Source organism: Pyrobaculum calidifontis JCM 11548 (assembly GCF_000015805.1).
Classification (GTDB): Archaea; Thermoproteota; Thermoprotei; order Thermoproteales; family Thermoproteaceae; genus Pyrobaculum; species Pyrobaculum calidifontis.
This window is the reverse complement of the sequence record NC_009073.1, coordinates 1,977,513-2,001,977: the sequence shown is the minus strand read 5'-3', so window position 1 is coordinate 2,001,977 and position 24,465 is coordinate 1,977,513. Positions and strand designations below refer to the sequence as shown.

General features: G+C 51.3%; 34 protein-coding genes. 21 read left to right on the top strand and 13 right to left on the bottom strand.

The features are described from left to right. Positions 1-22 precede the first annotated feature (22 nt). Both PCAL_RS11480 and PCAL_RS11475 read left to right on the top strand, forming a co-directional pair. The gene (locus PCAL_RS11480; protein WP_193322738.1) at positions 23-340 is read left to right on the top strand and encodes a hypothetical protein; all 318 of its coding nucleotides are present in this window, start codon (positions 23-25) and stop codon (positions 338-340) included. Beyond that, on the top strand, positions 337-1,368 hold the full coding sequence (locus PCAL_RS11475) for a V-type ATPase subunit (protein WP_011850838.1): 1,032 nt from the start codon (positions 337-339) through the stop codon (positions 1,366-1,368). Before PCAL_RS11480 ends, PCAL_RS11475 begins: the two co-directional genes overlap by 4 nt. On the opposite strand, the gene PCAL_RS11470 is transcribed toward PCAL_RS11475, so the two are convergent. From PCAL_RS11470 to PCAL_RS11460, 3 genes are read right to left on the bottom strand one after another with little or no spacing between them, the layout of a single operon-like run. After that, complete coding sequence (locus PCAL_RS11470; protein WP_011850837.1) at positions 1,365-1,634, bottom strand: V-type ATP synthase subunit K; 270 nt, start codon at positions 1,632-1,634, stop codon at positions 1,365-1,367. The genes PCAL_RS11475 and PCAL_RS11470 overlap by 4 nt on opposite strands. A 16-nt stretch (positions 1,635-1,650) precedes the next feature. Beyond that, complete coding sequence (locus tag PCAL_RS11465) at positions 1,651-1,800, bottom strand: hypothetical protein (RefSeq protein ID WP_011850836.1); 150 nt, start codon at positions 1,798-1,800, stop codon at positions 1,651-1,653. Between the two features lie 23 nt (positions 1,801-1,823). Next, positions 1,824-2,420: a V-type ATP synthase subunit D gene (locus PCAL_RS11460; protein WP_011850835.1), complete on the bottom strand. Its 597-nt coding sequence runs from the start codon at positions 2,418-2,420 to the stop codon at positions 1,824-1,826. A 46-nt stretch (positions 2,421-2,466) separates the two neighbouring features. On the opposite strand from PCAL_RS11460, the gene PCAL_RS11455 reads away from it, so the two are divergent. Continuing rightward, a complete protein-coding gene (locus PCAL_RS11455; RefSeq protein WP_011850834.1) occupies positions 2,467-3,273 on the top strand; it encodes a GTPase in 807 nt (268 codons plus the stop codon). Positions 3,274-3,390: 117 nt separating this feature from the next. Then, a complete protein-coding gene (locus tag PCAL_RS11450; RefSeq protein ID WP_193322737.1) occupies positions 3,391-3,858 on the top strand; it encodes a hypothetical protein in 468 nt (155 codons plus the stop codon). A 101-nt stretch (positions 3,859-3,959) separates the two neighbouring features. Here the strand turns inward: PCAL_RS11450 and PCAL_RS11445 are convergent, their stop codons facing one another. Then, positions 3,960-4,397 (bottom strand): restriction endonuclease, encoded by a 438-nt coding sequence (locus tag PCAL_RS11445; RefSeq protein WP_011850832.1) that lies wholly within the window; start codon positions 4,395-4,397, stop codon positions 3,960-3,962. 228 nt (positions 4,398-4,625) lie between these two features. On the opposite strand from PCAL_RS11445, the gene PCAL_RS11440 reads away from it, so the two are divergent. Beyond that, positions 4,626-6,017: an FAD-dependent oxidoreductase gene (locus tag PCAL_RS11440; protein ID WP_011850831.1), complete on the top strand. Its 1,392-nt coding sequence runs from the start codon at positions 4,626-4,628 to the stop codon at positions 6,015-6,017. Here PCAL_RS11440 and PCAL_RS11435 read toward each other — a convergent pair. After that, positions 6,002-7,288 carry a phosphomannomutase/phosphoglucomutase gene (locus PCAL_RS11435; RefSeq protein WP_011850830.1) on the bottom strand — a complete coding sequence of 429 codons (1,287 nt, stop codon included), beginning with the start codon at positions 7,286-7,288 and terminating at the stop codon, positions 6,002-6,004. The genes PCAL_RS11440 and PCAL_RS11435 overlap by 16 nt on opposite strands. A 46-nt stretch (positions 7,289-7,334) precedes the next feature. On the opposite strand from PCAL_RS11435, the gene PCAL_RS11430 reads away from it, so the two are divergent. After that, positions 7,335-8,444, top strand: coding sequence for a DUF763 domain-containing protein (locus tag PCAL_RS11430; protein WP_011850829.1), 1,110 nt, complete (start codon positions 7,335-7,337; stop codon positions 8,442-8,444). On the opposite strand, the gene PCAL_RS11425 is transcribed toward PCAL_RS11430, so the two are convergent. After that, on the bottom strand, positions 8,441-9,040 hold the full coding sequence (locus PCAL_RS11425) for an orotidine 5'-phosphate decarboxylase / HUMPS family protein (RefSeq protein WP_193322736.1): 600 nt from the start codon (positions 9,038-9,040) through the stop codon (positions 8,441-8,443). The two genes, PCAL_RS11430 and PCAL_RS11425, sit on opposite strands and share 4 nt — an antisense overlap. Positions 9,041-9,077: 37 nt before the next feature. Between PCAL_RS11425 and pyrB the strand changes: the two genes are divergently transcribed. Genes pyrB through tgtA form a run of 7 tightly spaced genes read left to right on the top strand, consistent with a single transcriptional unit; the run spans position 9,078 to position 15,777 of the window. Next, positions 9,078-9,995, top strand: a complete 918-nt coding sequence (pyrB, locus tag PCAL_RS11420) for an aspartate carbamoyltransferase (protein WP_011850827.1) — start codon at positions 9,078-9,080, stop codon at positions 9,993-9,995. Then, a complete protein-coding gene (rimI, locus tag PCAL_RS11415; RefSeq protein WP_011850826.1) occupies positions 9,992-10,522 on the top strand; it encodes a ribosomal protein S18-alanine N-acetyltransferase in 531 nt (176 codons plus the stop codon). The genes pyrB and rimI overlap by 4 nt, the downstream gene beginning before the upstream one ends. 51 nt (positions 10,523-10,573) lie before the next feature. Next, entirely contained in the window at positions 10,574-12,103 is a 1,530-nt protein-coding gene (locus tag PCAL_RS11410; protein WP_011850825.1) for a hypothetical protein, read from the top strand. A 1-nt stretch (position 12,104) separates the two neighbouring features. Further along, positions 12,105-13,589 carry a type II/IV secretion system ATPase subunit gene (locus PCAL_RS11405; protein ID WP_011850824.1) on the top strand — a complete coding sequence of 495 codons (1,485 nt, stop codon included), beginning with the start codon at positions 12,105-12,107 and terminating at the stop codon, positions 13,587-13,589. Next, complete coding sequence (locus PCAL_RS11400) at positions 13,567-13,782, top strand: hypothetical protein (protein ID WP_193322735.1); 216 nt, start codon at positions 13,567-13,569, stop codon at positions 13,780-13,782. Before PCAL_RS11405 ends, PCAL_RS11400 begins: the two co-directional genes overlap by 23 nt. Beyond that, on the top strand, positions 13,779-14,288 hold the full coding sequence (locus PCAL_RS11395; protein ID WP_011850823.1) for a hypothetical protein: 510 nt from the start codon (positions 13,779-13,781) through the stop codon (positions 14,286-14,288). Before PCAL_RS11400 ends, PCAL_RS11395 begins: the two co-directional genes overlap by 4 nt. Position 14,289: 1 nt before the next feature. After that, a complete protein-coding gene (gene tgtA / locus PCAL_RS11390) occupies positions 14,290-15,777 on the top strand; it encodes a tRNA guanosine(15) transglycosylase TgtA (protein ID WP_011850822.1) in 1,488 nt (495 codons plus the stop codon). On the opposite strand, the gene PCAL_RS11385 is transcribed toward tgtA, so the two are convergent. Genes PCAL_RS11385 through PCAL_RS11370 form a run of 4 tightly spaced genes read right to left on the bottom strand, consistent with a single transcriptional unit; the run spans position 15,761 to position 18,645 of the window. After that, positions 15,761-16,474 (bottom strand): proteasome assembly chaperone family protein, encoded by a 714-nt coding sequence (locus PCAL_RS11385; protein WP_011850821.1) that lies wholly within the window; start codon positions 16,472-16,474, stop codon positions 15,761-15,763. The genes tgtA and PCAL_RS11385 overlap by 17 nt on opposite strands. Beyond that, positions 16,471-16,983 carry a transcription factor gene (locus PCAL_RS11380; RefSeq protein WP_011850820.1) on the bottom strand — a complete coding sequence of 171 codons (513 nt, stop codon included), beginning with the start codon at positions 16,981-16,983 and terminating at the stop codon, positions 16,471-16,473. The genes PCAL_RS11385 and PCAL_RS11380 overlap by 4 nt, the downstream gene beginning before the upstream one ends. Positions 16,984-17,012: 29 nt before the next feature. Further along, positions 17,013-18,170: a GTPase HflX gene (gene hflX, locus PCAL_RS11375; RefSeq protein WP_011850819.1), complete on the bottom strand. Its 1,158-nt coding sequence runs from the start codon at positions 18,168-18,170 to the stop codon at positions 17,013-17,015. Then, positions 18,160-18,645 (bottom strand): multiprotein bridging factor aMBF1, encoded by a 486-nt coding sequence (locus PCAL_RS11370; protein WP_011850818.1) that lies wholly within the window; start codon positions 18,643-18,645, stop codon positions 18,160-18,162. The genes hflX and PCAL_RS11370 overlap by 11 nt, the downstream gene beginning before the upstream one ends. Positions 18,646-18,672: 27 nt before the next feature. On the opposite strand from PCAL_RS11370, the gene PCAL_RS11365 reads away from it, so the two are divergent. After that, on the top strand, positions 18,673-19,134 hold the full coding sequence (locus tag PCAL_RS11365) for a PUA domain-containing protein (RefSeq protein WP_226951966.1): 462 nt from the start codon (positions 18,673-18,675) through the stop codon (positions 19,132-19,134). Here PCAL_RS11365 and PCAL_RS11360 read toward each other — a convergent pair. Further along, entirely contained in the window at positions 19,106-19,381 is a 276-nt protein-coding gene (locus PCAL_RS11360; protein WP_011850816.1) for a hypothetical protein, read from the bottom strand. The two genes, PCAL_RS11365 and PCAL_RS11360, sit on opposite strands and share 29 nt — an antisense overlap. Further along, positions 19,365-19,664, bottom strand: a complete 300-nt coding sequence (locus tag PCAL_RS11355; RefSeq protein WP_011850815.1) for a PDDEXK family nuclease — start codon at positions 19,662-19,664, stop codon at positions 19,365-19,367. The genes PCAL_RS11360 and PCAL_RS11355 overlap by 17 nt, the downstream gene beginning before the upstream one ends. Positions 19,665-19,736: 72 nt before the next feature. On the opposite strand from PCAL_RS11355, the gene PCAL_RS11350 reads away from it, so the two are divergent. Genes PCAL_RS11350 through PCAL_RS11330 form a run of 5 tightly spaced genes read left to right on the top strand, consistent with a single transcriptional unit; the run spans position 19,737 to position 22,148 of the window. Beyond that, on the top strand, positions 19,737-19,979 hold the full coding sequence (locus PCAL_RS11350) for an LSm family protein (protein ID WP_011850814.1): 243 nt from the start codon (positions 19,737-19,739) through the stop codon (positions 19,977-19,979). Further along, positions 19,976-20,134, top strand: coding sequence for a 50S ribosomal protein L37e (locus PCAL_RS11345; protein ID WP_011850813.1), 159 nt, complete (start codon positions 19,976-19,978; stop codon positions 20,132-20,134). Before PCAL_RS11350 ends, PCAL_RS11345 begins: the two co-directional genes overlap by 4 nt. Positions 20,135-20,181: 47 nt before the next feature. Further along, on the top strand, positions 20,182-20,775 hold the full coding sequence (locus tag PCAL_RS11340; protein ID WP_011850812.1) for a MarC family protein: 594 nt from the start codon (positions 20,182-20,184) through the stop codon (positions 20,773-20,775). 34 nt (positions 20,776-20,809) lie between these two features. Further along, positions 20,810-21,730, top strand: coding sequence for an Mrp/NBP35 family ATP-binding protein (locus tag PCAL_RS11335; protein ID WP_011850811.1), 921 nt, complete (start codon positions 20,810-20,812; stop codon positions 21,728-21,730). A gap of 37 nt (positions 21,731-21,767) precedes the next feature. Further along, the gene (locus PCAL_RS11330) at positions 21,768-22,148 is read left to right on the top strand and encodes a hypothetical protein (protein ID WP_011850810.1); all 381 of its coding nucleotides are present in this window, start codon (positions 21,768-21,770) and stop codon (positions 22,146-22,148) included. Here the strand turns inward: PCAL_RS11330 and PCAL_RS11325 are convergent. After that, positions 22,129-22,815, bottom strand: coding sequence for a molybdenum cofactor biosynthesis protein (locus PCAL_RS11325; protein WP_193322734.1), 687 nt, complete (start codon positions 22,813-22,815; stop codon positions 22,129-22,131). The genes PCAL_RS11330 and PCAL_RS11325 overlap by 20 nt on opposite strands. A gap of 88 nt (positions 22,816-22,903) precedes the next feature. Here PCAL_RS11325 and PCAL_RS11320 point away from each other — a divergent pair, with 88 nt between their 5' ends. Beyond that, positions 22,904-24,178, top strand: coding sequence for an FAD-dependent oxidoreductase (locus tag PCAL_RS11320; RefSeq protein ID WP_011850808.1), 1,275 nt, complete (start codon positions 22,904-22,906; stop codon positions 24,176-24,178). Beyond that, positions 24,175-24,465 (top strand): ferredoxin family protein, encoded by a 291-nt coding sequence (locus tag PCAL_RS11315; protein WP_011850807.1) that lies wholly within the window; start codon positions 24,175-24,177, stop codon positions 24,463-24,465. The genes PCAL_RS11320 and PCAL_RS11315 overlap by 4 nt, the downstream gene beginning before the upstream one ends.

Here is a 24,465-nt window from a genome sequence, read left to right as displayed (position 1 = left end):
AGGGCCGCCTCTCTACATGTCGATGCTAAAGATAGATGAGGTTTTAAAAAAGCTAGAGGAGATTGACAGGGTTTTAAAAAGCGTAGATGAGACAAAAACCCAGATACTCCTAAGCATTGAAAACATTGTTAAAAAACATTCAGAAAACCTTAATAAAAATATAGAAGAAATCATAAATAAAACAATTGAGGAATATAAGTTAAAAATTATAAATGAGGCAAAAAATGAGGCAGAAAAACTTCGGCTAGCTACAAAAGACGCGGTGGGAAAGATAAAGGCGCTATATGAGGAGAGAAAAGGAGCAATTTTACAGAAGAGCCTTGAACTTCTCTCTTTATGAGCGCCACGTTCAAAAGGCCATACCTAGGACCTCGGGTTAGGGGGCTCCGCATTAGCGAATTGCCAAGAGACAAACTACTAATGCTCGCGTACTCTAACACTCTTGACGAATTTCTCAATGTACTAAAAACAACGCCGTACGCAGTTTCCATAGATAGGCTAACTAGAGAAAATATCGCTGAGCTTAGGCGCGAGTTGATTAAAATTTACCTGGATAAAATAAGGTCTATTTTTCTAGGCTCCGGTAAAGATGTTAAAGAGGTAGTTTTAGCATCTATTAAATTTTTTGAATTTGACAACATTAGAAACATAGCATCTGCCATAAAAGCTGGTAAAAATCCTGAAGATTTTATAATTTGGGAACCCCTTGAGTTTACACGTAGAAGGCATATAATCGCAAGTCTCTTAGGGTCAAAAAACGTGGAGGAAATAGGGGCTCGCTTAGAGCAACTACGCCACCCCGCGTCCAAGGCTTTTGCCTTCGCGGCAAAATATGGAGAAGACAAAATAAGCTTCTTTATAGATAGACAATGGCTAGAAGATTTTACAAATACGCTGACAGCCAAGCGAGAGAGATCTCTTACAACGTTCGCAGAGGAGGTCAGAGATTACATCAACGCATCGATTGCGATACGGGCTAGGATTTGGGGCCTCTCAGACGAGTTAAACGAGCTAATAGTGGGGAGGCCAACGCCTGTTGTACTATCTGCGGCAAGAGACCCCCCTGCCAAGTTCTTAGAATTTGCAGAGGCGCTACCATGGGGCAGGCTTTTGATAAGCGCGGTGGCAGAGTCGCCATCTCTTGAAAACATAGCAGTCGCCATGGATAATATATATCCTGCCTACATGAAAAAGCTGTCAGATATATACATAGCGCGGTTTACTGAATTCTCTCTGGGCGCATTGGCGGCGCAACTTGAATATATGAGATCAGAAGTTGTTACAATTATAAAAGCGGCCAGTTTAATCGCTGAGGGTATAAGCGCAGAAAAAAGAAAAGAAATCTTTGAGCCTCTCGTCAAAATCTAGAGTATCAACAATATACTTATTAGAAGACCGTAAATAGCGATTGCTTCGGCAAGTGCGACGAAGATCAAATACCACACTGTGCGCTCTGGCTTTTCCACAATTGCGGATATCGCCGCGGCACCAGCTATGCCTACACCTATGCCAGCTCCCAAGCCGGCTAAGCCTACTGCTAACCCGGCTCCTAGGTATCTCTCTGCTTGTGTCGCTTGAGCAAATGCAAGCAATGCCAACATTACTGCAAGCGTTAACGCCTTCCGCGTAGCCATGGCCCAGCTTAAATTCTCATGTTTTTAAATATTGACGCAGTTCCTCAATTTTTCTATCAATAATATTGATTAGTTCTTTAATTTCTGCCTTTATGTCAACAAGGGTTTTTTCAATCTCTTTATCAATATATTCTTTTATCATTACGTTGAGGTCTTTTACCGACATGAGGCCAATAAAGGGCCTATCTTTTAAATTTGGGTGGTTATTTTCCGGCGGATAAATTCTTCTCTTTCTCTCTCGTCTAGAGCTAATCTGATATACCGTATATTCTCTTCTATGCGTGGAATTATAACGTAGTCTATAGCGTTAATCATTCTCTGATACTCCTTTACTCTATTTAGAAGCACATAAAATAGTGTCTCTTTTTCTGCGAATTCCACTAATCTCTGTGTTAATAGCTTCATCTTGGACAAGGCTATGTCCAACTCTGCCGCCTCAGAGATTATGCTGTATACGGGATAGCTTGCAAAATTTCTAATTTCAAGGCCTAGGTGAGTCCCCTTGTCTACAATTTTCGTTTCTACAGTTTTTGGAGTCAGCTCTGCCAGCAGATTTATTCTGTCGATGCCGGACTTTGCCACGGCGATTCTAAAATTGTCGGCGACTTCTGTGAAGCCATCTGCGATTTCACGCCTAAGTTTCTCCAAGTCCGCTATTAGGGCCCTAATTCTCTGTATAGTGGAATTTCTGGCGTCTTCCAAAGTTTTTCTAATGCGGCGGAATAGGGCCAGCTGTCTTCTTAGGCGTATTAGTTCCAGCCTTGACGGAGGAGGCCTAAAAGACACGTGTCGCTATTCTTCACGTTTTTTAAATATTGGCTACATACGTCGTGTGAAAGAGACGTGGAGACTCGTTCGTAGGGTAGTAGAAGATGGCGACATTGTGTTAGAGGTGTTAGACGCGAGAGACCCTATTGCCACTAGGAACGAGGAGGTTGAACGACTAGCGGAAAGGCTGGGGAAAAGGCTGTTGGTTGTATTAAACAAGGCGGATTTAGTGGAGAGGGAGTTAATGGAGGAGTGGAAGTCGTATTTCCAAAGCGTTGGCATACCTGCGGTCTACATAAGCGCAAAGCACAGGCTTGGCACAAGGAGGCTTATAGCGTCCATTAGGGACCTTGCGCCGCGTATTCCCGCAACAGTAGTTGTAGTGGGGTACCCCAACGTGGGCAAGTCTACAATAATAAACTACCTAAAGGGTAGGCATGTTGCACCAACTAGCCCAAAGCCGGGGTGGACGAGGGGAGAGCAAATAGTTAGAGCAAAGACGTGGCTCCTCGTAATTGACACGCCCGGCGTTGTCAAGACGCAGTCAACTGGCGACTTGGCGCTCGATGTAGTTAGGGGGCTGGTCGACCCAGGGACCGTGGACGACCCAGTGCCCTACGCCTACGCGCTAATAAGGAGAATCTTGTCCTACAACCCCGCCGCGCTTAAAGAGGCGTACGGCATAGAGAACGCGGGCGAGGACGTCCTAGAAGAGATTGGCCGTGTTAAACACAGGCTTAGAAAAGGCGGCAGAGTAGACGTAGAGGAGGCGGCTAGAATTGTGCTGAAAGATTGGATCACTGGGCGGTTGAGGTACGCCGTGCCGCCGCCCAGCGCCGAGAAGCGTCAGAGAGGGAGTGACAACTCTTGAGGACTTAAGCTACCTGTCCCTATGTGGCGGCGCTTTAGCGTCTGGGTACGAGCAAGGGCCTCGCCTCTCGGAGCGTAAATAGAGCAAACACGTATAAAGTGGTTTAAGTAAGTGGATGTGATTACGCTATTGGCCGTGGCCTTGGCCGTTTTAGTGATCGTGGTGGGACCCGTGGCTGTGCCTCAATACGCCACGGCGCGTGTTGAGGTCGGTAGTTTTAGGATTACGGTAGGCGGCTCATATTACAATTTTCCTCAGGTTTACGAGCCGCTTTCCATAGTCGTAGTGGTGGCGCTTTTGGCTGTGGCTACCTATTTGGAATATCTTGCTAAGATCAAGGTGCCGCGGCTGGCAGAAGTCGTGGCAGCCCTATCCCTCTTCTTCGCGCTTCCCCTTCCACATATTTTCGTAGTAGGCAGTGGAGATATAGCTATTGTGTTTAGCAACTATGCAAAGTATATGTCGTTGCCCGTGTTTGCCGTAGCTCTTTTGTTGGTGGTTGTTGAAAGGTTGGCGCTGCCTCAGAGCAGGGCCAGAGTCTTAATGGATCTTTCTACGACTATAGAAAAGACTGAGAAGGCGTGATTCGGTGTTTTTTCTGTTTGAAAAGACTGGAGACGTACAACATAGCTAGGCTAAGGAGCGAATTGTCGCTTGGGCTCTACGTCTACGTGTGTGACGACTGTCTACTTAAGTATGGCGATTTGATCCTTGAGGTAGTCAAGAGAGGTGAGAAAGTGCCCTACATTTTCAATAGAGACTACAGGAACTCCGCCGGCAATAAAGTTAGTGGCCGTGGACGTTACTACAAGGGGCGCCGCGGCGGGGGCAAAGGCAAGGAGCTTTAGCTTGCACCGCCTCATCTTCTCTAAATGCCGCCGTGCCACCTCTTGCCACCTTGCACCGCCGACCTTCCAGCGCTTGGCTTCCACCACAATGGCCAATTCTTTATTCCAGGCTATTAGGTCAAATTCGGCGATGCCGCCGCAGTTCAATCTCACATTCGCCGCAACATTGTATCCAAAATCTGCAAATATCAGACGCAGCAGCTCCTCAAAATCTCTCCACTCCAAACTCCTGACTGCGTCTACGACATTTAACCCAGATTTCAGAGCCTTGTACAAGACATAGCCCCTGGACTTCGGCTCCCCCCTCTCAATAAGCCCAAGGGCTAGGAGGCACTCAAGCGCAGTGCTATCTCCCCTAACATATGCCTTGATATACGACTTGAGAGACCCAGTACACGCATATATTTGGGAGAGACGTTAATAAATGTGATGAAAAAACGCGCCGAGCCGTGACGAGGATCCAAAGCGCTGAATATAGTTTTAATAAGGCAATCAGCACAAGCCGTGGCTTGCAAATCGGCAATTCAATGCGTACCCCAAGCAACACGGGAGGAGGAGCTTAACGTAGACGTGTTAATAGTCGGAGGTAGCGTCGGCGGCATAGTGGCCGCACTGGAGTTAAAAAAATACGGATACAGCCCCAAAATAGTCCATACAGGACCTCTGGGGGGCCACAGAGTCCTTGTTGACCCCTCTCAAGAGATTCAAGCCATTGTTGCTAGGGCAAATGAGCTTGACGTAGAGGCTGGGTTCTTTGACGGTTCCTATGTGTATACAAATGGCGTTAGGTACAAGGTTAAGTATAAACACCTAATTTTGGCGACTGGCGGGGCAGATGTGCCAATAACCTTCCCCGGTAGCACAAAGGTGCCACAGAAAACGGCTGAGGAAGTTTTGCAAGATCCTCCAAACGGTTTAAACGTAGTAGTGTGGGGATCTTCAGAGTGGGGGCTTAAGACGGCCATTGCATTAAGACGCCGTGGCAACAACGTAGTTGTTATGGACAACTCCGCATATCTACGCGACGTTAAGTATTACGAGGAGGTTAAGTCGAGGTTGGACTTTCCCATTATCACATCGGCAAGGCTGACGGGGTATAAGAGCGGGGCGTTGAAGTACCGGGTAAAAACAGTGAGAGGAAAGGAGGAGGAAGGGGAGATGAAGGTCGATCTGATAGTGTCCGCTGTTAGAATGGTGAATCCGTACGTCCCCATGAAGATGGGGTACCGCGTCTTTTACAGTTTTGAGCTCAACTCTCTTGTGCCTAGGAGATCTGTCTACGGCGAACTTCTGTCAGTAGACGAGTCGGGGAGGGCGGTGGGCGGGGGCAACGTTTACGCCGTTGGGCACCTATACGGGGCTGTGAAAGATGGCCACGTGGTTGACCAGGGGAGGCTTTTGGCTATGTACATAGCTTCAAAGGACGGGTTAGAAGATGCGGGGCGAGTGAAAGATGCGCTAGATAAATTCCTAGTCAGACTTGCTGTAGAGGCTAACTGGCTTTATAACCTCGGCAACCGCTTAGAGAAAGGCACGGACGGCACTGGGCGCTACGTGGAGCCTAACGTCATCGACGTGCCACACTGGGCCTCCTACTGGCCCCAACTCGACGAGTTAGAAGACGTCGTGATATGTCCATGTGATGGGACTACGTTGCGCAAAGTCTTAGACGAGGTAAAGCGTCTAAACAGCGTAAAGGAGTTGAAGGTGAAGATAACGCATGAGGAGACAGACCTCTTAAGGCATCTCAAAGTGCCAAAGGTCTCTTTTGGCAACTCTGTGTGTGCAGAGTCGGTCTGTATACCCTATGCAGTTATCATACTGGGGGCCGCTCTTGCGCAAAGACCATCGTATTTCATATACGGGAAGCCGCAAATGCTTTATGAGATAAGCTGAGAGAGCAAATGTCTCAGTTTCTCTAGGCCCTCCCTGTTCTCGGCCTCTATCTTAACCCTCACCACGGGCTCCGTGTTGCTGGGCCTAATTAGCAGTCTGCCATCCCTTGTCCGTATGTCTAAGCCGTCTAGTTCGTATATTTCAAACCCCTTGGCTCTTTCTTTGGCCTTTTCCACGGCTGCTCTGGGGTTTTGTGTTCTTATGTCGAGTCTCTCCTCGTACACCTTTGGGGCCTCTTCTATTACTTTGTCGAGCGTAACTCCGGCCTCTGTTAAAATTGTAAACAGGCGGAGCGCCGCGTAGATGCCGTCGTCGAAATAGTGGTGGTCTCTAAACCCCACGTGTCCACTATACTCAGCCCAGAACAGCGCGTTGACGCGCAGGGCCGTGGGCTTTTGAAAGCTGTGGCCTACCCTCTGTCGCACAATTTTGACCCCCCTTTCCTCTGCCACTTTTTCCAAGTAGAGAGGCATAGTGACGTCTAGCACTACCACATCTCCCGGTCTCGCGTAATAGTTGAGAAGCGCATAGACCATTTTTTCAGGCCTAAAGATTTTGCCGCTAGCCGTGACTATTCCCACTCGGTCACAGTCGCCGTCTAAAGCCACGCCCGCGTCTAACTTGTGAGACAGCACTAGTTCCTGTAGCTGTTTTAAATTCTCGGCCTTCTCGGGGTCGGGGGGATGGGCGGGGAAGCGTCCATCTGGGTAGTCGTTTATGGCAACGACGTTTTTAAAAGTCGCCTTGAGAAGTGGCTTGAGTATAACTCCGGCCGCATTGGCCGGGTCAAATCCTATAGACATGTCTATCCTTCCGAACCTCTTAGCTAATTCGTCTGTGTATTTTGTAAGTGCGTCGTATACATAGATTACGCCTTTTCTCCTCTCTGGCGGAGGCTCCAGTAAAGCGGCTAACTGTTGGATTTCGTGGCTTTCAAGATCTAGTCCGCCGGGCCTCATTATCTTTAGGCCGTTGTACTCTGGCGGGTTGTGCGAGGCCGTTATCATGACGGCCGGTTTGCCCAACGTGTAGGAGGCGTAGTGCGTCATAGGAGTAGTTGATGTGCCGAGAAAGACGACGTCTCCTCCAGCGGTGAGTCCTCTCGACAAAGCCTCTACAATTCTAAACGAGTGCGTCCTCACGTCCATCCCCACGACTATGTCGCTTCCTTGGAAGAACTTTGTAATGGCGAAGCCGATCTTCTCTACGAGGTCCATCGTCAGTTCAACATCTACAACGCCCCTAATATCGTACGCCTTAAACACGGTCACGGCATCGTTGAATCAGGAATTTATATGCATGAATAAATACAAAGTTGTGAGGCCAACTGGCGTTGCCGATTTGCCTCTTCACACGGGCCACGTCCCGCCGTGGCTGTTTGACAGAATGAGAAAATTGGCCAGGCTCACGTTGCGCATAATGTACGACCTATATGGCCCAGACGGCGTTGTGGAGAGATTTTCAAACCCCGTGTTCTTCCAAGCGTTTAACAACCTGATAGGAATGGACTACGACAGTAGCGGCTCCACCACGGTAACTACGGCCGTTGTAAAAGAAGTGTTGGCAAATTCCGATATCCCAATCCGCGTGGCAGGCGGCAAAGGTCGACGGGCGCTCGACACACCCAAGGAACTTGCAGACATTGCTCGCCACTTCGACCTAGATGCATCAGCCTTGGTTAACGCGTCGAGGCTAACCGCTAAGGTTGACAACGCGTTAGTGCAAGACGGCTACACCATATACCACCACGCCTTTTTTGTCTCAGAAAGCGGCAAGTGGAGCGTAGTTCAACAAGGCATGAACCCAGAGGTTAAAATGGCTAGGCGATACCACTGGCTAGCAACAGAGGACTACTTCAACGACCCACACACTGGAATAATTGGAATTAGGAGGAAGGACGTGTTAAACCTAGCCTCCAGACGTAGCGAGGAAAATCGCAAAGTCGTCCTAGAACTCGTAAACGAGGGCCCCTACAAGGTGGCAAAGTATTTAGCCATACTGCGTGGACAAACCGTCTTCGGCCCTACGTACTTCCACCCCCATGTGAAAGTGGACGTCGATGTAAAAACTGTAGTAAGAAATCTGCCGCCGCCTAAATCCGTGGCAGACTTCAAGGAGTTGTTACTAAGGTATGGGGTTGGCCCAAAGACGTTAAGGGCGCTTTCCCTAGTGGCAGAGCTCATATTTAAGGCGCCGGCGGATTGGAACGACCCAGCCATAGACCCATTTAAATTCGCCTTTGCCGTAGGCGGAAAAGATGGAGTTCCCTATCCAGTGGACAGAAAGGTGTACGACGAACTAATAGCAATCTTAGACGCAATTATAGATAAGGCGCGTAGCGACCCTGGCATCTACAAATATCTAACGCATTTGGCGAAAAAAGCCGAGTCATGGCAATTTCCAGACCATTTAAAGAGGCCGACCTAGGGAGATGTAAAACACGTGGGCTTCAGCCTGTCCCAGTGGGAAACTCTAGAGAGGTCTTCTAACAGATATCTGCCCACTATTTCAAAATCGGCGCCTGCCTCAATGGCCTCTCCAGGCCTCCCCCCCTGTGCGCCAATGCCGGGGGCTATTATGCGGTATTTACATCCCAGTTTTTCACGCGCCTTTTTAATAGCCTCAGGCTGGTTGCCCGGCAGTACAAACCCCCTCACCGCCTCCACCTCGTCTAGTAGCTTTTCCCATACATAGTCGTACATAGTGGGAACAGTCATCTTTGCCAAGACGTATACATGTTTGCCGTTGACGTTCGAGGGGTATAGAAAGCCGTGTACAATTACACAGCAAGCGCCCCTCCTTATAAACTTATCTATTAATCTACTTGATATATATGGAATATCTGCGATCTTTACATCTACTACAACACTTCCATATCTGGAAATCTCGCTCACAATAGATATGCCGCCCTCGAGTATGAGGTCCCACCCCACCTTGAATCCAGCCACCTCGTCTCTTAGGGCTTTTGCCACATCCAGCGCCTTTAACACGTCGGTATCTAACGCCACTATTACCGGATGCACGCGCTCCACTCTTAAAACTCTTTAATAACTATACGCCGTGTGGTTCGGTAGAGACGTAATTTCGGCTCGGGACTTCAGTCGAGAAGACTTGTACGAGCTCTTCGAAATGGCCAAGTACATGGAGAAGTTTGCAAAATCGCGTGTAGACTTTCTCAGAGGCAAAGTTATGGCTACGGCCTTTTTCGAGCCATCAACTAGGACTAGGCTCAGCTTCGAGGTTGCGATGAAGAGACTTGGCGGCGACGTCATAGGATTTGGAAGCGCGGAGGGCACAAGCGTTGAGAAGGGTGAGACGCTGGCTGACACGATAAGGATGTTAGACGCATACGCCGACGTCATAGTAATTAGGCACAAGTACGAGGGGGCCGCCAAGCTGGCGGCAGAGGTGGCCGAAAGCCCTGTTGTCAATGGGGGCGACGGGGCGTACAACCACCCCACGCAGGCCATGTTAGACGTGTACACAATCTGGAGGGAGTTCGGCCACGTTGACGGCCTCAACGTGGGATTGATGGGCGACTTGAGAAACGCCAGGACGATAAACAGCCTAGTGGAGACTCTTGCGAATTTCAACGTTAGGCTCTACTTTATTTCGCCAGAGTTTTTAAGGCCGAGGGCCGAGACCGTGGACTACGCGAGAGACAAAGGCGTAAAAATGAGCTTTCACACCAACGTAGAAGAGGTGGTACATGAGCTAGACGTGTTATACGTGGTCAGAATACAGAAAGAGCGCTTTTTAGACCCACTGGAGTACGAAAGAGTCAAGGGTAGTTATAGGGTAACACTAGAGCTTTTAAAGAACGCCAAGAGGGGGCTTATAGTGCTACATCCACTGCCCCGGGTCGACGAAATCGACCATAGGATAGATTCTACGCCACATGCAAAGTACTTCATCCAAGCGGCGCTGGGCGTGCCTCTGAGAATGGCACTTATATACCTAATTCTATCTCCGCCATGATATCCGAGATAGCGATAGACGGGCCGCAGAAACTTCTTGGCAAAGATGGTAAAACGGAGTATGTGATAAGAGAGGTGACTATGCGGGATTTAAACGCGGTAATTGAGATAAACAGGAAGGTGCTTCCGGAGAACTACCCCCCTTGGTTCTTCGTAGAACATATTGAGCAATACCCAAAGGCCTTCATAGTCGCAGAGGTAGGGGGCAAAGTAGTCGGCTACGTGATGTCGCGTGTCGAATTTGGATGGAGCTACATCGCAAAGGGTAAGACGGCCAAGAAGGGCCACATAGTCTCAGTGGGGGTCCTGCCTGAGGCCAGGAGGCTGGGCATTGCCACAGCCATGATGCTTAGGGCCCTTAAAGCGTTGAAAAACTACTACGACACGACTGAGGTATACCTAGAAGTGCGCGTGTCTAACACGCCGGCTATTTCGCTCTATGAAAAACTAGGCTTTAGAGTCGTGGGGAGGATCCCCCGCTACTACAGCGACGGCGAAGATGCCTACATCATGGCGCGCCCACTGTAGCCACGGGGAGCTACAAAGCAAAAAATAAATACAACATAAGCGTAGTTGCTTGTGCAAGACTTTTTGACTAGGTGGCAACTCCGTGGGATTGAGAAGACGGACTTAGACCCCCTTAGGTTTAGGAGCACGGCTAGGCTGTTTAACTTGCTCGGCTTAGCCGTCGTGGGCGGCGGGGCTGTGCTAGTGTTGCTTGGCGCTTTTCCGCTGGGCCCCCTCCTCTTGGGTGTCGGCGCCTTGGTCTTCCTCCTGCCCAAGTTGCTGGTGTCAGTCAGGGCGGGGTCTATTAGGGAGATGTTGGGGACAGAGATGGTGTTTTTCACAGCCCTTGTCCAAATGGCTTTTGCCACAAAGGCCCACCTCAACCTCTTGATTGAGAGGATGACGCGCTACCGAGAGTTGCCGGGGGTTAGGACGTTGGCGCTGGCTGCGTGGAACAACGCCAAGATGATAGGCATGGAGCCCATGGATGCCATGAAGCGTGCGGTGGAGAAGCTGGCGCCTCAGAAACTTGTATACCGTTTCAACTCTTTATACACTTCGCTGAGGATTGGGGAAGACATTGTGGCAAAGCTGTCTCTCTACATGGACATGGACACAGTGGAGTTTGCCTCGGCGATGCAGAGGCGCATGGATAGACTCACGTCGCTGATCTCCTCGCTCGTCGTGGGACTTGCCATGCTCTCTGTCACAGCGGTGGTTATTGGCAGAGGAAACCCTGCGCTGTTGTTACTAATGGGCGGCCTGCTTCCCGCAATCTTGGGCGTCGTCATGGCGCTGTTCATAAACGTCCCGCTCATGAAAATGGAGTTCAAACTGCTTCCCATCATATTCGCTGTGGCGGCGGCGACGGCCATGATTTTAACGGCCTTTATACAGCCGAGTTTCTCTACGGCGGCGCCGCTTTTGGCGTTTGGAGTGACTGTCGCCGGGTGGATTATAGCGAGAGAGAAGGTAAATGCCAGAGCCTTCGAGAGGGGCTTCATGGACTTTATATACACGGTATTCGACGAGCTGAAGAGGGCCCCCTCAGTTTATAGAGCTGTTGAAACCGCAATAACCTTCGGAGACTACGGCCCCTTTAACAACAAGGCGGCCGCTATATTACAAGCCATGAAAGTCGGCGACAGCAGACTTGAAGACGTCGTGTTAAAAGATATGCAACCCGTCATGTCGGTGATTGTGCGGATGCTCTTCGACATTCACCGGCTTGGCACACTGCCAAGAGCCACCATAGACCAGCTACAGAACTTTGTGGCAAAGCTATTTGAGTACCGGACTGAGATTGGCAGAACTTTAAATGTGACAAGATTTCTGGCGCTGGCGGGGGCCGCCATGGTGGCCTTTGTCAACACGGCCATGATCACGCTGACAGAGGCCATGTCCAAAATTTATGGGGGCGCCGCAGTAGGCGGGACAGGCATGGGGATTCTATACGCCGCCCTTGGCATAATGTCGCTGGGCTACTACTTCCTCTTCTCCAAGATAAGCTTCTCCACCCGCGGCGGGTTGCTCTACTTGGCGCTTTTATATCTGGCGATATTCTTAGCGGTGATGGCCACAAAATCTATATTCACAGTGTAATATGCTCGACTTCCGCGTCGAAAGTTGCAAAGGGACGGTTGTGGAGGAGTATCAGTCGGAGGGCGCTAGGATTCAGATATTTGCCTCAGAAGACGGCTACTGTTACAATGTCTCCTACGCATTTCCCTACTCGGACAAAGTGGGTGAGTATGCGTATAAGGTTGTGGAGTACCTCACGGCTCACCAGATAATTAGGCCTAATGTAAGTAGAGAGGAGTTGGGCAAACTCATTGAAATGGCCATGGCCGACATAGGCGTTCCCAAGCAGTTGCGTGCCGCAGTGAGGTACTACGTCCAGCTGGAGGCCGCCGACTACTCGTACCTCACCCCGATACTGTACGACGTGAGACTTGAAAACATAAACATCAACGGTATAGACGCGCCGATATACGTAGACCACAGAGACTACGGCTATAACATAAGGACAAACGTCGTCCCAACAAACAGGGAGACTTTGATAAAGATTGTGGGGAGGGTATACGCCGAGACGGGGCGCCCGCTCAACGAGCAGTACCCCATCCAAGACACGTACATACGCTTGAGAAACGGCGCGCTGTTGCGCTTCGCCACTGCCATGTCTGGGAGAGTGGCTAGAAATGCGCCGTATGTGTCAGTGCGTGTACAGCCCCCATTCCCCATATCACCCACGGAGCTCATAAAGAGGCGCACCATATCCCCCCTGGCCATGGCCTACCTCTGGTACCTCTTTGAACACCACAAGTCGGTCATGGTGATCGGCGGAACTGGCACAGGTAAGACCACGCTCCTAAACGCGCTCCTAGTCCTTCTCCCGCACAAGCGCCTGGCCATCGCAGAGGAGACACCTGAGATTAGAGTGCCGCCGAGTTTTAAAAACGTCGTAATGCTCTTCACATCTCCCATGTACGACTACATGAAGAGCCTGCCAGGCTCTGAGTCAGCCATATACTTAATCGACCTAGTGAAGTACCTACTGCGCGCCAGGCCCGACATAATTGTCATAGGCGAGAGCCGCGGCCGTGAGATACATGAATTAATCCAAGGCGTATTGACAGGCCACGGCGGCGCTACAACGTTCCACGCGGAGGATCTCATGGAGGTCTTTATGCGCCTCACGGGGGAGGCCATTGGAGTTTCGCCGGAACACCTCTCCGCCTTCCACGTGCTGGCGACCATTAGGCGCTTCGACTTCGGCAGGCGCGTCACTGGGATAACTGAGGTCGTCTGGCTAAGGGCCTACCCTTACGCCACGCCGGGCAAGATAAAAATAAAGGAGGAGGAATTCGGTCTCATAAACGTGGGCTGGTACGACCCCCGCACAGACAGCGTCGAAGTAGACTTGAGGAGGTCCTACTGGTTGCAGAGGCTAGGCGGATATGAGGAAATTATGGAGAGGGCGAAGCTTCTATCCTCCCTGGTGGAGAAGGGCGTCTTTGACGCAGAGAAGGTGGCCGAGGCTGTGATGGACTACTACAGGCAGAAGCATGTTGCTCTACGGAAGGCCTAAGGATCTGCTCGCCGCCATAGAGCGCGAGCTTGAACTGCTCGCGGCTCTCGCAGGCAGGGACAAGAGGATCGACGACTTTATAAAACGTAAGGCGGAGCTCCTAAAGTCGTGTCGTGAGGCCGTAGAGAGGTTAGAAATGGGCGAATATCAGCTTGTGGCAGTGGACAAGTGCTACGTCATACCGTTGCTATGATAGACTTGGCGTTAGCCGCCGCCATAGGCATATTCGCCGTCCTTGGAGGTGTGTTTATAAAGGACATGAAAGCTCTACTAATATTTATAGCTCTCTTGTCGGTAGTCGCATTCTCCTTGGCATTTATACTGGGGATGGCCACTATCCCGCTAGGGCTTTTGGGATTAGCAACCTCTATGGTCAAAGTGGCTAAGTACAGCAGGCGGGTTGTCGGTAGCCGCGTTAAGACCTACATAGCGCGGAGGAGGTTGGCGAAGCTGGAGGAGTCCGTGCGGACTTTGCCAGAGAACATTATCGATATAGTTCCTGCCGGTTCTCGGCGGGCGGTACATCCGCTGGTGGTGCAGATGGTGTCTATCGCAAACGAGGCCTATATGAAGGGCTACGCCGTGGAGGAGCCCGAGTGGTTAAGCACCGTGCGGCACTACCTCGTGGCTCTGGGGCCTGAGGCAAACGCCGACAAGACCAAGGTGATTTCTGAGCACGAAGTTGTCGAGTTGGACTGATATGGGGGTCTTTGAAATAGTCGCGAAAGACTTGGGGGGAAGGATCGGCAGGCTTTATACGAAAAGCGGCGTGGTAGAAACCCCGGCGTTGTTCCCAGTGGTTGACCCGAGGAAGCAAGAGGTGCCGAGCGAGGTATTAAAGAGATACTTCGGGCAAGTAATCACCAACTCATACTTCATATATAGGCTTGCCAAAGGCGGCGATGTAAATGTAAAGAGGTTGTTAAAGTGGGATGGGGTCGTCATGACAGACTCCGGGGCGTACCAAATTCTGCGCTATGGCACAGTCGACGTAGACCCAGACGAGATTCTGCTGTATCAACACAAGATCGGGAGCGACATAGGCGTAATCTTGGACCTGCCCTTTGACTATGAAGAGCCCTACCACAGCGCGTTGTTGAAAGTGGAAGAAACGCTAAGAAGGGCGAGGAGGGCCACGCGCCTCTTAAAAGACTTAGACATGCTAGTGGTGGCCCCCATACAGGGAGCCACCTATCTCGACCTACTGAGGAGATCTGCAAGAGAGCTCTCCCAAATGGGCTTTCCCATTTATGCGGTCGGTAGCCCCACTACCCTCCTCGAGGAGTACAGGTTTGATACAATACTTGAGATAGTCCTAGAGGCCAAGATGGCCATGGTTAGAGACGCTCCTTTGCACCTCTTCGGCGCGGGGCACCCACTAATACTGCCCTTTGCCGTCGCGCTGGGAGTAGACCTCTTTGACAGCGCGTCGTATATACTATACGCGAGAGACGGGAGAATAATGCTGAGAGACAGGACGTTGCGCCTCGATGACGCAAAGTCGGAGTACCTCCCCTGTAGCACCAAGCTCTGCCAGACGCCGGTAAAAGAGCTCAGAGAAATGCCGCGCGAAGAACGCACCCTATTAATCGCAGAGCACAACCTTGCGGTGCTCAGAGAGGAGCTGATGGAGATAAGGCAGAGGATCCACGAGGGGACACTCTGGGAGTACCTAGAGGCGAAAGCCCGGGCACACCCCTCCCTATACAGATTCCTCAAAAAATTAAGCAAATTCCGCCGCTACATCGAGGCGCTGGACCCAGAGACGCACCCAAAGCCCCACGGCCTCTTCTTCTACCACGACACCTCACCCTCAAGACCAGAGCCGCTTCGACACTTCACAAGACTGGAAAACGTAGATCCGCCGTCGAAAAAGGCCCTCGTGGTTAAAGCGAGCACAAAGCCGTACAATCGGAGCTGGGAATACCGATATCTGAAAGAGCTAGTAGGCGAGCGTGTTCACATAATTTTCTACGACCCCGTCTTCGGCGCCGTGCCTGAGGAGTTGGCAGAGGTGTACCCCCTGTCCCAAAACGAGGCCGAGGGCGAGAGCGAAGAGGCGAGGGCGCGCCTCTACGAGTGGCTAAACCGATACGACGAAATATATACCTACGGCGTAGATATTCCCTTAGTGGGGAAAGCCGTGAGGCGCCTCTCTTCAATAGAGGATGCTAGATATATAGCTTAGATTCTTCGCGCTTTGCCTGCTCTTCTAGCCTACGACGCGCCTCCTCTAGCTCTCTCTCAAGCTCTTCGGCCATCTGCCTTAGTCCGCTTGTATTTACTGGGTAGTCGTACAGTTTTGAGAAGAAGTCAAGCGCCACGCTTGCTGCATATGGGTCGGCTGGCCTCGTTACGTCGGCATAGGGCAATATTACGAGAGCTGGGAAGTCTAGCTCTTCGAAGAACGAGGTGAGGAGGGCCAAGGGCCCCACCACCTGAAGCCCAGCCTCCAGCACTTTGGCTCCGCCCGTAGGTAGTCCCCTCCTCTCATAGGCCGAGGTGTAGACAATGCGGAGTAGCTCGTCCCCCCTCTTCAGCCTCCCGTCTAAGCCGCCGAAGAGGACGGCCACTTTGAACTCGTTAGCCGCGACCCAGTTGGCCAGTGCCCTTGTGTAGTCGTAGAGGGCGGCCTCGTGTATGCCGTAGTTGTTTACCACGCCGACGAGTCTGCCGCAGGAGAAAATCTCGTTTTGTAGCACAAGTCTCCCGCCCTCAATTGACACAATGGGGGGCTCGCCTCGGTATCTTACCACGCCGACGACTTCGCAGCCCCTCGATATGTACTTGGTGGCTATGTGGCCTACAATGCCGATTCCGGCAAAGCCTGTGACAAAGATCTCGTAGTCTTCCACAGGCTTGTAGATCCTAAATTCCACCCTCATATCTTGTCTAGTTTTTCAAAGACTTTGGTGAGCTTATTTATCTCCTCTACGTTTTCCACGTACTCGAGATGTGAGCCGCATATTGGGCACACTCCTCCCCGTTCCATGACCTCTTCGACGGGGTACCGCATGAAGCAGTTTGGACAGACGTAGAAGGCCTCCTCTGTCAAAGCCTTTATCATAAGCGAAATTTTTTCTCTCACGACCTTCGCCCTATACTTAACTGCTTGAGATATCACCTCGTCGTTTACATACCACGTATACTCGATCCTATAGTCCTCTGTGCTCCTCTTCTTCACGCCGACTAAGTTCTGCTTCATTAAGTACTGTAGGATTCTCCTCGTCTCGGCTGTTGAAATGTTGAGGAGGATTGCGATTCGGTCGTCGGTGAGCTCCTCCTTCCTATCATAGAGGAGCTCCACGGTCTTCCTCGCCAATCTGCCGTATTCGGCTGAGTCGAACTCAAGCGCTACGCTTTTTTCAACTATGTAAAGATACACGTCTTTCACATGTGCGACGTTTGCCCAGCTTTAAAAGCTTAGAACCTCCCCGCGTCTTCGGGGATTGGCACGAACACTACATCTCCGACACGTAGCCCCCTTGCCTCTCTGTCCTGTGTCTTTGTCAAAATGTAGCCCGGCACCTTGAAGAATAGGACGGCCTTTAGCGCCTCAATGCCGAAGCCCGTAAGCGCTGATATGGGGATAAACCAAGTGAAGTACTTCGCTAACACAGACCTCAGCTCTCTGACACGCCCTATGCCTATCCTGTCCACTTTATTTACAACCGGGATCACTCTGTCCCTTGAGACGCCTACCTCTCCCAGGGTCTCCATAGATGTCTCAAGCTTTCTGCTAAGCTCGCCAGGCGGATCGGACCCGTCTACGACTAGTAGCACCACGTCTGCCTCTGTGACCTCTTGGAGAGTCGAGTGAAACGACTCTATTAGGAAGGGGGGCAAGTCGTCTATGAACCCTATTGTGTCTGTGATCACAACTCTCTTGCCCCATAAGTCTAGGGCCCTGCTGTAGGTCTCCAGCGTCGCGAAGGGCCTGCCGTCTACTAGCTTGTCCTCGTTGGTCAACCTATTGAAGAGGGTAGTCTTCCCCGCACTTGTGTAGCCGGTTATGACCACCTCTGGCACGCCCGACCTCTTCCTCCGCTGTATGTGCATGGCCCTGTTTTTCCTAACTTCCTCAAGCTTTCTCTTTATCGTGGCCATGCGTTTGACCATGTGGCGGTAATAGGCGTCAATTATGTACTCGCCAGCGCCCATAAACCCCAGCTGCTCGCCCATCTTTGCTCTCCGCAGATATTCCTTTACTCTCGGGAGCTCGTACCTAAGCCGTGCAAGTTCAATCTGCAACTTAGACTCTGTGCTTCCGGCCCTCTTTTCAAAAATTGTAAGTATTAAGTAAACTCTATCCAAGACCCTCCTTTTAAACAATTTTTCCAAGTTGAAAACTTGTAGGGGAGTCAAAGTGTGGTACGCGACAAATATGTCAAAGTCGCGGAGCGCCACCTCCCGCGCTTTGCCTGTGCCTAGGTAAAACCTGGTGTCGGGTCTGCCAAACTGTGTAACAACGTCGACAACGTCAAAGCCCGCGGCCTCCGCCAGCGAGACGAATTCCTCAATTTTATTGCTCAGGGCCTGCTCCTTGGGGCCGACGTAGGCGAGAAGCGCCCTACTCTTCACCTTCGTCTCGTATTTCAGCGACCTCGCCCAAGGTGAGCCCCTTTTCAAGCTTGGCGCTACTGCTCGACGCGGTCTCCTCCCTGCTCTCGACAAGAATCCTAATCCCAAGCGCCTTTTCAATTTTTCTAGCAAGAGCTAGGTCGGGCTGTAGCTGGCCCGCCTCTATTCTCCTCAGCACCGTCTCCTTTATGCCCAACATAGCCGCCAAAGTCTCTCTTGAGAGACCCAAGTTCTCCCGCGCCCTCCTAATAACGTCGCCGAAGTCGTCGACTAGTTCCAGCTCCGGCAAGCGGCTACGCTGGGGCTGTGGAATTGGCTTAGCCGGCTTTTTCTGCTGTTGCGGCTGAGGCGTCTTGGACAGAGTCTTGCCGCCGTACTTGGCCGCACAACTACGGCACACGTACAACACTGCCCCATCTAGTTCTATGGCTATAGGCTCCCCCTCTATGGGCCGCCCACATATTTCGCAGTACACAAGGTGGACATGTTGCATATTTAAAACGTGTCTCTCCTCTACGTGTCCACCGCCGTCTTGGTACAACTGTCCTACCTATATGGCAGAGGAGTCGTGGAGAGACTTAGGGGCCGCAAAATCGAGGTGGAATATAACGCAAGCGGCAGAATACGCCGTGTGTACGTAGACGGCAGACTTGCCTTTGTGTTACGCAACAACGACGGCTATCTACTGCCCACTTTATACGGCGCCACATTTATAGACAGGTACGTAGTAGTGGGGGATGAGGCTGTTCAATATGTACAAGATGGGCGCAACGTCCCCGCCAAGTACATAACTGCAACGTCGCAGGATCTGCGGGCAAACGGCGAGGCTGCCGTGAGAGACTCCAGTGGGAGAATTATAGCCGTGGGGCGCATGGTCTACAGCGTAAGAGAGATAAGTTTGGGGAGGGGATACGCGGTGAAGGTCAGGGAATCCGCTAAAGGCTTGAAAGAGCCTCTTCAATAGATTTGAACTCGGCCACTAGCTCAGCCCCCTTGTACACCTCCACTTTTTTCACCACGCACTGTTGCAACACGTTCTGCGGAGTTATCCCGGGGAATACCCTAGACCAGGGCGCGGGCCTCCCCTCCTCGTCCAGAGCCTTGACCTCTCTGTCAACGCCAACTTTTCCGCGGCACTTGGCAAAGTGTATGACGAAGCGCACGCCTCTGCTTCTAGACGCCTCAACAAGCTTCTCAAATAGCTTCAGCATAGTACACATTGCGCGTTAGCCTTATCCTTCGCACAAAGTAGTAGGTCACTGTCCCGTCGTTGCTCACAAGGGCCAGCACCACGGGCATGGAGAGGGTCTCGCCCATGTTTATCACCTTGAGCATAGTTGATATACTTACCTCGACGCCCTCAACCATCACGTAGAAGAGGTACTTCTCCTTCTTCTCGCCTATGAACATGTTGTCGGCCAGCTGTTCTACTATGCGGAATCCTCGCAGCCGCAGATCTCTAAGTACCTGCTCAAGTAGTACGTCAGAGGCCACGTCTCAAAATGGCAGATATTATAAATGAGGAGGCGTCGATAAACTTTATATACTGCGCGGAAGTGGGGACCCATGGCCACGGATTTATCCAAGTGCTTCGCCACGCTGGGAGCCACTCTGCAAGACTCCATTGGGAAACAAGTGTTGGTAAAACTCCGCGACAGCCACGAGATCAGGGGCATACTGAAGGCCTTTGACCAACATGTAAACCTCCTCCTAGACGACGCCGAGGAGATCATAGACGGCAATGTGTATAAACGCGGCACCATAGTGGTGAGAGGAGAAAACGTCTTGTTTATTTCGCCTGTGTCATGAAGGGCACACCTTCGATGGGCAAGCACAACAAGGGGAAGACGCACATACGGTGCCCGAGATGCGGCAGACATTCATATAATGTGACAAAGAAGTACTGTGCTTCTTGCGGCTGGGGTCGGAGTAAGCGTTGGAGAAGGTACAACTGGGCCAAATGAGGAAGGCCCGTCATCGCTGAACTAGGTGTGGAGAAATCTGGGTTCTGATGGACCTCCACAGCTTAGCCCTCTCAATACTTGTGTTATATATCGTGGTTGACCCAGTTGGGAATATTCCACTTTTCATGGCTGTGACGAGTAGAATCGGGGAGGGGGCGCGTAGGAGAGTGCTTTCTCTCTCCGTGGTAGTGGCCTCCCTAATTTTGGCCTTCTTCGCCTTAGTCGGCGTAGAATTTTTCGCCTACTTCGGCGTGGGTCTGGGGGACTTCATGGTGGCGAGTGGCCTGGTACTCGCGGCCTTTTCTCTTCTTTACCTGTTGAGGCCTTATGAGGCCCCAGTGTCGGAGGGAGTTGAGGTGGCAGTTGTGCCTCTAGCCGTGCCGTATCTATCAGGCCCTGCCTCTATCTCGTACGTGTTAGTGCTGTCGAATCAGTATGGCAAAGTCTTCGCTCTAGTTGTAATAGTGGCCGTGGCGGCGCTTACATACCTGACGCTGTCTGCGTCGAGGTATGTGATGAAGGCCTTGGGCGTGATTGGGATAAGAGTCGTTGAAAAGATCATGCTCGTAGTAAGCGTGGCTATAGGGGTTTCCCTTGTGCGAAAAGGCGTGGCGCTGTGGCTCAGCGAAGGCGCCGTATAGCGAATTTATATATAGATATAACAGTTGTAGAATCATGAGCGTCAAGGTTAATATCCGTGGTCAAGCCTCTGCGCCCGGATCGCTTGCCCACGTGCTCAAGGGCGTTAAGTTAAAGCTTGTGACACTGTCGGGCAAGGGCGGCGTGGGGAAGTCGTTGGTGACGGCTTCTGTGGCCTTGGGCTTTGCCATGAGGGGGTACAGCGTCGGCATACTGGACGGGGACGTATATGGCCCCACGATCCCCAAGATGCTTGGACTCTCCGATAGCACGCTGTATGTGGATCAGAAAACTGGGAGAATACTCCCCGCGGTGGGCCCTCTTGGGGTTAAAGTTGTGTCTATAGAGTTTGCGCTGCCCAGCGACGACACGGCGGTAATTTGGAGGGCCCCCCTTGTGAACCAGGCTTTGAGAGACTTCATAGCCCAGGTGGAGTGGGGCCAGCTAGACGTATTGGTGGTGGATCTCCCGCCGGGCACCGGCGACGCGCCTCTCACCATTGCGCAAAGCCTCCAGGGGGGCCTCGACGGAAGCATCATTGTCACAATTCCGACGGAGATCTCCAGGAGGATTGTGGTAAAAGCCGTGGATTTCTCGCGCAAGTTAAACATAAGGGTGGCGGGCGTCGTGGAGAACATGTGTTGTTTCAAGTGCCCAGGCGACGGCAAGGTGTACTACATATTTGGGAAAGAGGCTGGGAAGAGGATTGCCGAAAGCGCGGGTGTGCCCTTCTTGGGGGGCATACCCATGGACCCAGAGCTTTCCCACTACCTTGACTCAGGCCGGCTTCACGAGTTTTTAGCAAAGGATACGGAGACTTCGAGAGCCATACTCGCCGTTGTTGACAAACTAGCCGAAATGTACAAGGAGAAGCTCGCCCAGCAAGAGCAGCCAAAAGAGGAGAAGCCGAGGAGGATCTCTCTATTGAAGTTGCCGGGGGAGGAAGAGGAGGAGTAAGGCGTGATTTTAATATACACTGTGGTGTAAAGACTTAGTGCAGACGCTTGAGGACAAGGTAAAGGCGCTGACTAGGCTAAGGGTATACATGTTGGTGGAATCCACAAATCCGGAGGTGAGCAGAGATATAGGCGAGTTTTTCGCCGCGGCGCTGTCAAGGCCGTTGGAGATACGGTCAGAGGGCTTAAACATAGCACTGACCTTTCTCTGGAGCCTAGTAAATAGGGTGGCCACTCAGCTTGAGGAAATGGGGGAGGCGGTAGTCGACGTAGTATTTGAGAGAGGCAAGACCCTAATAGTCACAAAGGGCGGCTATGCCATTAGCGTAGTGGTAAAAATGCGGCATAATCAATACGTAGCCGAGGTGGAGGGGATCGTAGAAGTGGAGGAGTCCCCCTTCAAGGTTGAGGACTTCTAGGAATACGTCTGCCGTCGCCGACTACCCAGAACTCTCCATCGCTTCTACGCTCAAGCTTAAAAATTGGGACTTCGTGTTTTACGCGCTCTAAGGCGTCCCGCGCCACTCTAAAAGCCACATCCCTATTGATGGCTGAGACAAAGACGTATATGGTAGTGTCTCCAGGCTTTAGGGAACCAACCTTGTGGTACACTCTAGCGTCTAAGACGCCCTTCTGCGACCTTGCCCACTCCTCAATCTCTTTAATCTTTTGGTCTGCGTAAGGCTCGTAGGCCTCGTACTCGAGCACATTTACCGCGGCGTCGTCGACAACGCCTTTTACAAAGCCCACGAATATTACCACCCCCCCGCCTCCCTGTGTAGCGCTTTTCTCTATGATGTCTCTAACTTCTTTGTCAATGCTTATGTCGCTTGTGATTATCCCCCCACCGCTGACGGGGGGCATCAGCGCCACCTCGTCTCCATCTTTCAACACATAGGAGCCTTCAACTGCCCTGCCGTTTACTAACACCACTAGCTCCTCTCTAAAGGCCTCTGCCTTTGGGTACTTCTTGAAAAACCACGTAAGCAGGTCGGAAACGGTGACAGGGCCTTCAAAGGCCACTTCTTCCCTGGCGCTTCCCGTTATGTCTCGTAGCGCTGAGAAATACTTGAGAAGCACACGCATGGGGCTTCTACGTTGTGTATTTTTTAAACTTGAAATATTTGGCTCTTGTCGAGAATACATATTTTAACGATGGCACAGTCTCTCCCCGATGAAATTCGACGTGGCAATTGTAGGCGCAGGCCCAGCTGGCTTAGCCGCCGCGTATAAACTCGCCTCTGCCGGTTTTAAAGTGGTAGTGCTAGAAAGAGGCAGAGAACCGGGCGCCAAGGAGCTCTACGGCGGGCGGATATACGCCTACTGGCTCGATAAATATCTACCGGAGTTTCGTAAAGACGCGCCTGTGGATAGGTGGGTGAGGAGGGAGAGAGTGACTTTTCTCACAGAGGATAAGGCATTGACTGTGGAAAGTGCCGTGGTAGAGAAAGAAAAGAAGAGCTTCGTGGTGCCGCTCGTCTCCTTCGTGTCTTGGATGGCGAAGTTGGCGCAGAGTGCTGGCGCAAAAATTGTCACAGAAATAACCGTTGATCAATTTGTAAAAGACGAGAAAGGCAGAATAGTCGGCGTTCAGTCTGGCCCAGACGTGCTACACGCGGAATACGTCATAGATGCCGAAGGGGTCAACCGCCTCCTCCTTGAACGGGCAGGTCTTGCGAAGAAGCTTGAGCCAGAGGCTGTTGCAGTAGGCGTCAAAGAAGTCTTAAAATTTGAGAACAAGAAAGTGCTTGAAGAAAGGCTAGGCCTCGACGAGGATGAAGGCCTCGCGTGGGCTTTTGCCGGCTACCCAACTGAGTATCTGCCGGGCGGTGGCTTCATATACACCTACAAAGACGCGCTGGCGCTAGGCGTGGTCGTATACCTCAGAAATTGGCCAAAGCTGAAAACGCCTGTGTACGAACTTGTGGAAAAATTCAGGCTACACCCCTACGTGGCGCAGCTTGTCAAAGGCGCCACGTTGCAAGAGTACGGCGGCCACATGACTCCAGTCGCTGGAATAAACATGTCTCCTCAAAGGCTTTACCACGACGGGCTCTTAATAGTTGGCGACGCCGCAGGCTTTCTATTACACACTGGAGTCCTCATAAGAGGCGTCGACTTCGCAATAGCGTCCGGCGTTTTAGCCGCGGATGCTGTAAAAGAGGCTAGAAGCCCCTCGGCGGAGGACTTGTACGTGTATGAGAGGAAGTTGAGGTCCAGCTTTATACTACCGCAACTTGAAAAGTTTAGACACGCCGATAGACTACTAAGCGATGAGAGCCTATTCAGAGATTTGGCGCTATTTTCAACAGAGGCGGCGTATAGATACTTCTCAATAGACGAGAATCACAGGACCTTGTTTGAAGCAGTCCGCGAGGCGTCGAAACACACCAAGGTAAGTCTGTTAAAGTTAATGATAAATATGATTAGGATGATTAGGAACTTATGAGCTTGAAATATTTTACAATAGAGGAGAGGCTCAACGCCAATGCGTGGGACGTTGATATACATCGTCCTCATATAAAAATCAAAGATCCAGACATGTGCAGAAAGTGTGAAAAAAAGCCATGTACATATATGTGCCCAGCTAAGTGTTATGTACAACAGGGAGACATAATCGTGTTAAGTACCGAGGCGTGTGTAGAATGTGGAACATGCAGGGTCGTATGTCCACACGGCAACATAGAGTGGAACTATCCGAGGTCTGGCATGGGAATTTGGTACCGCTTCACCTAG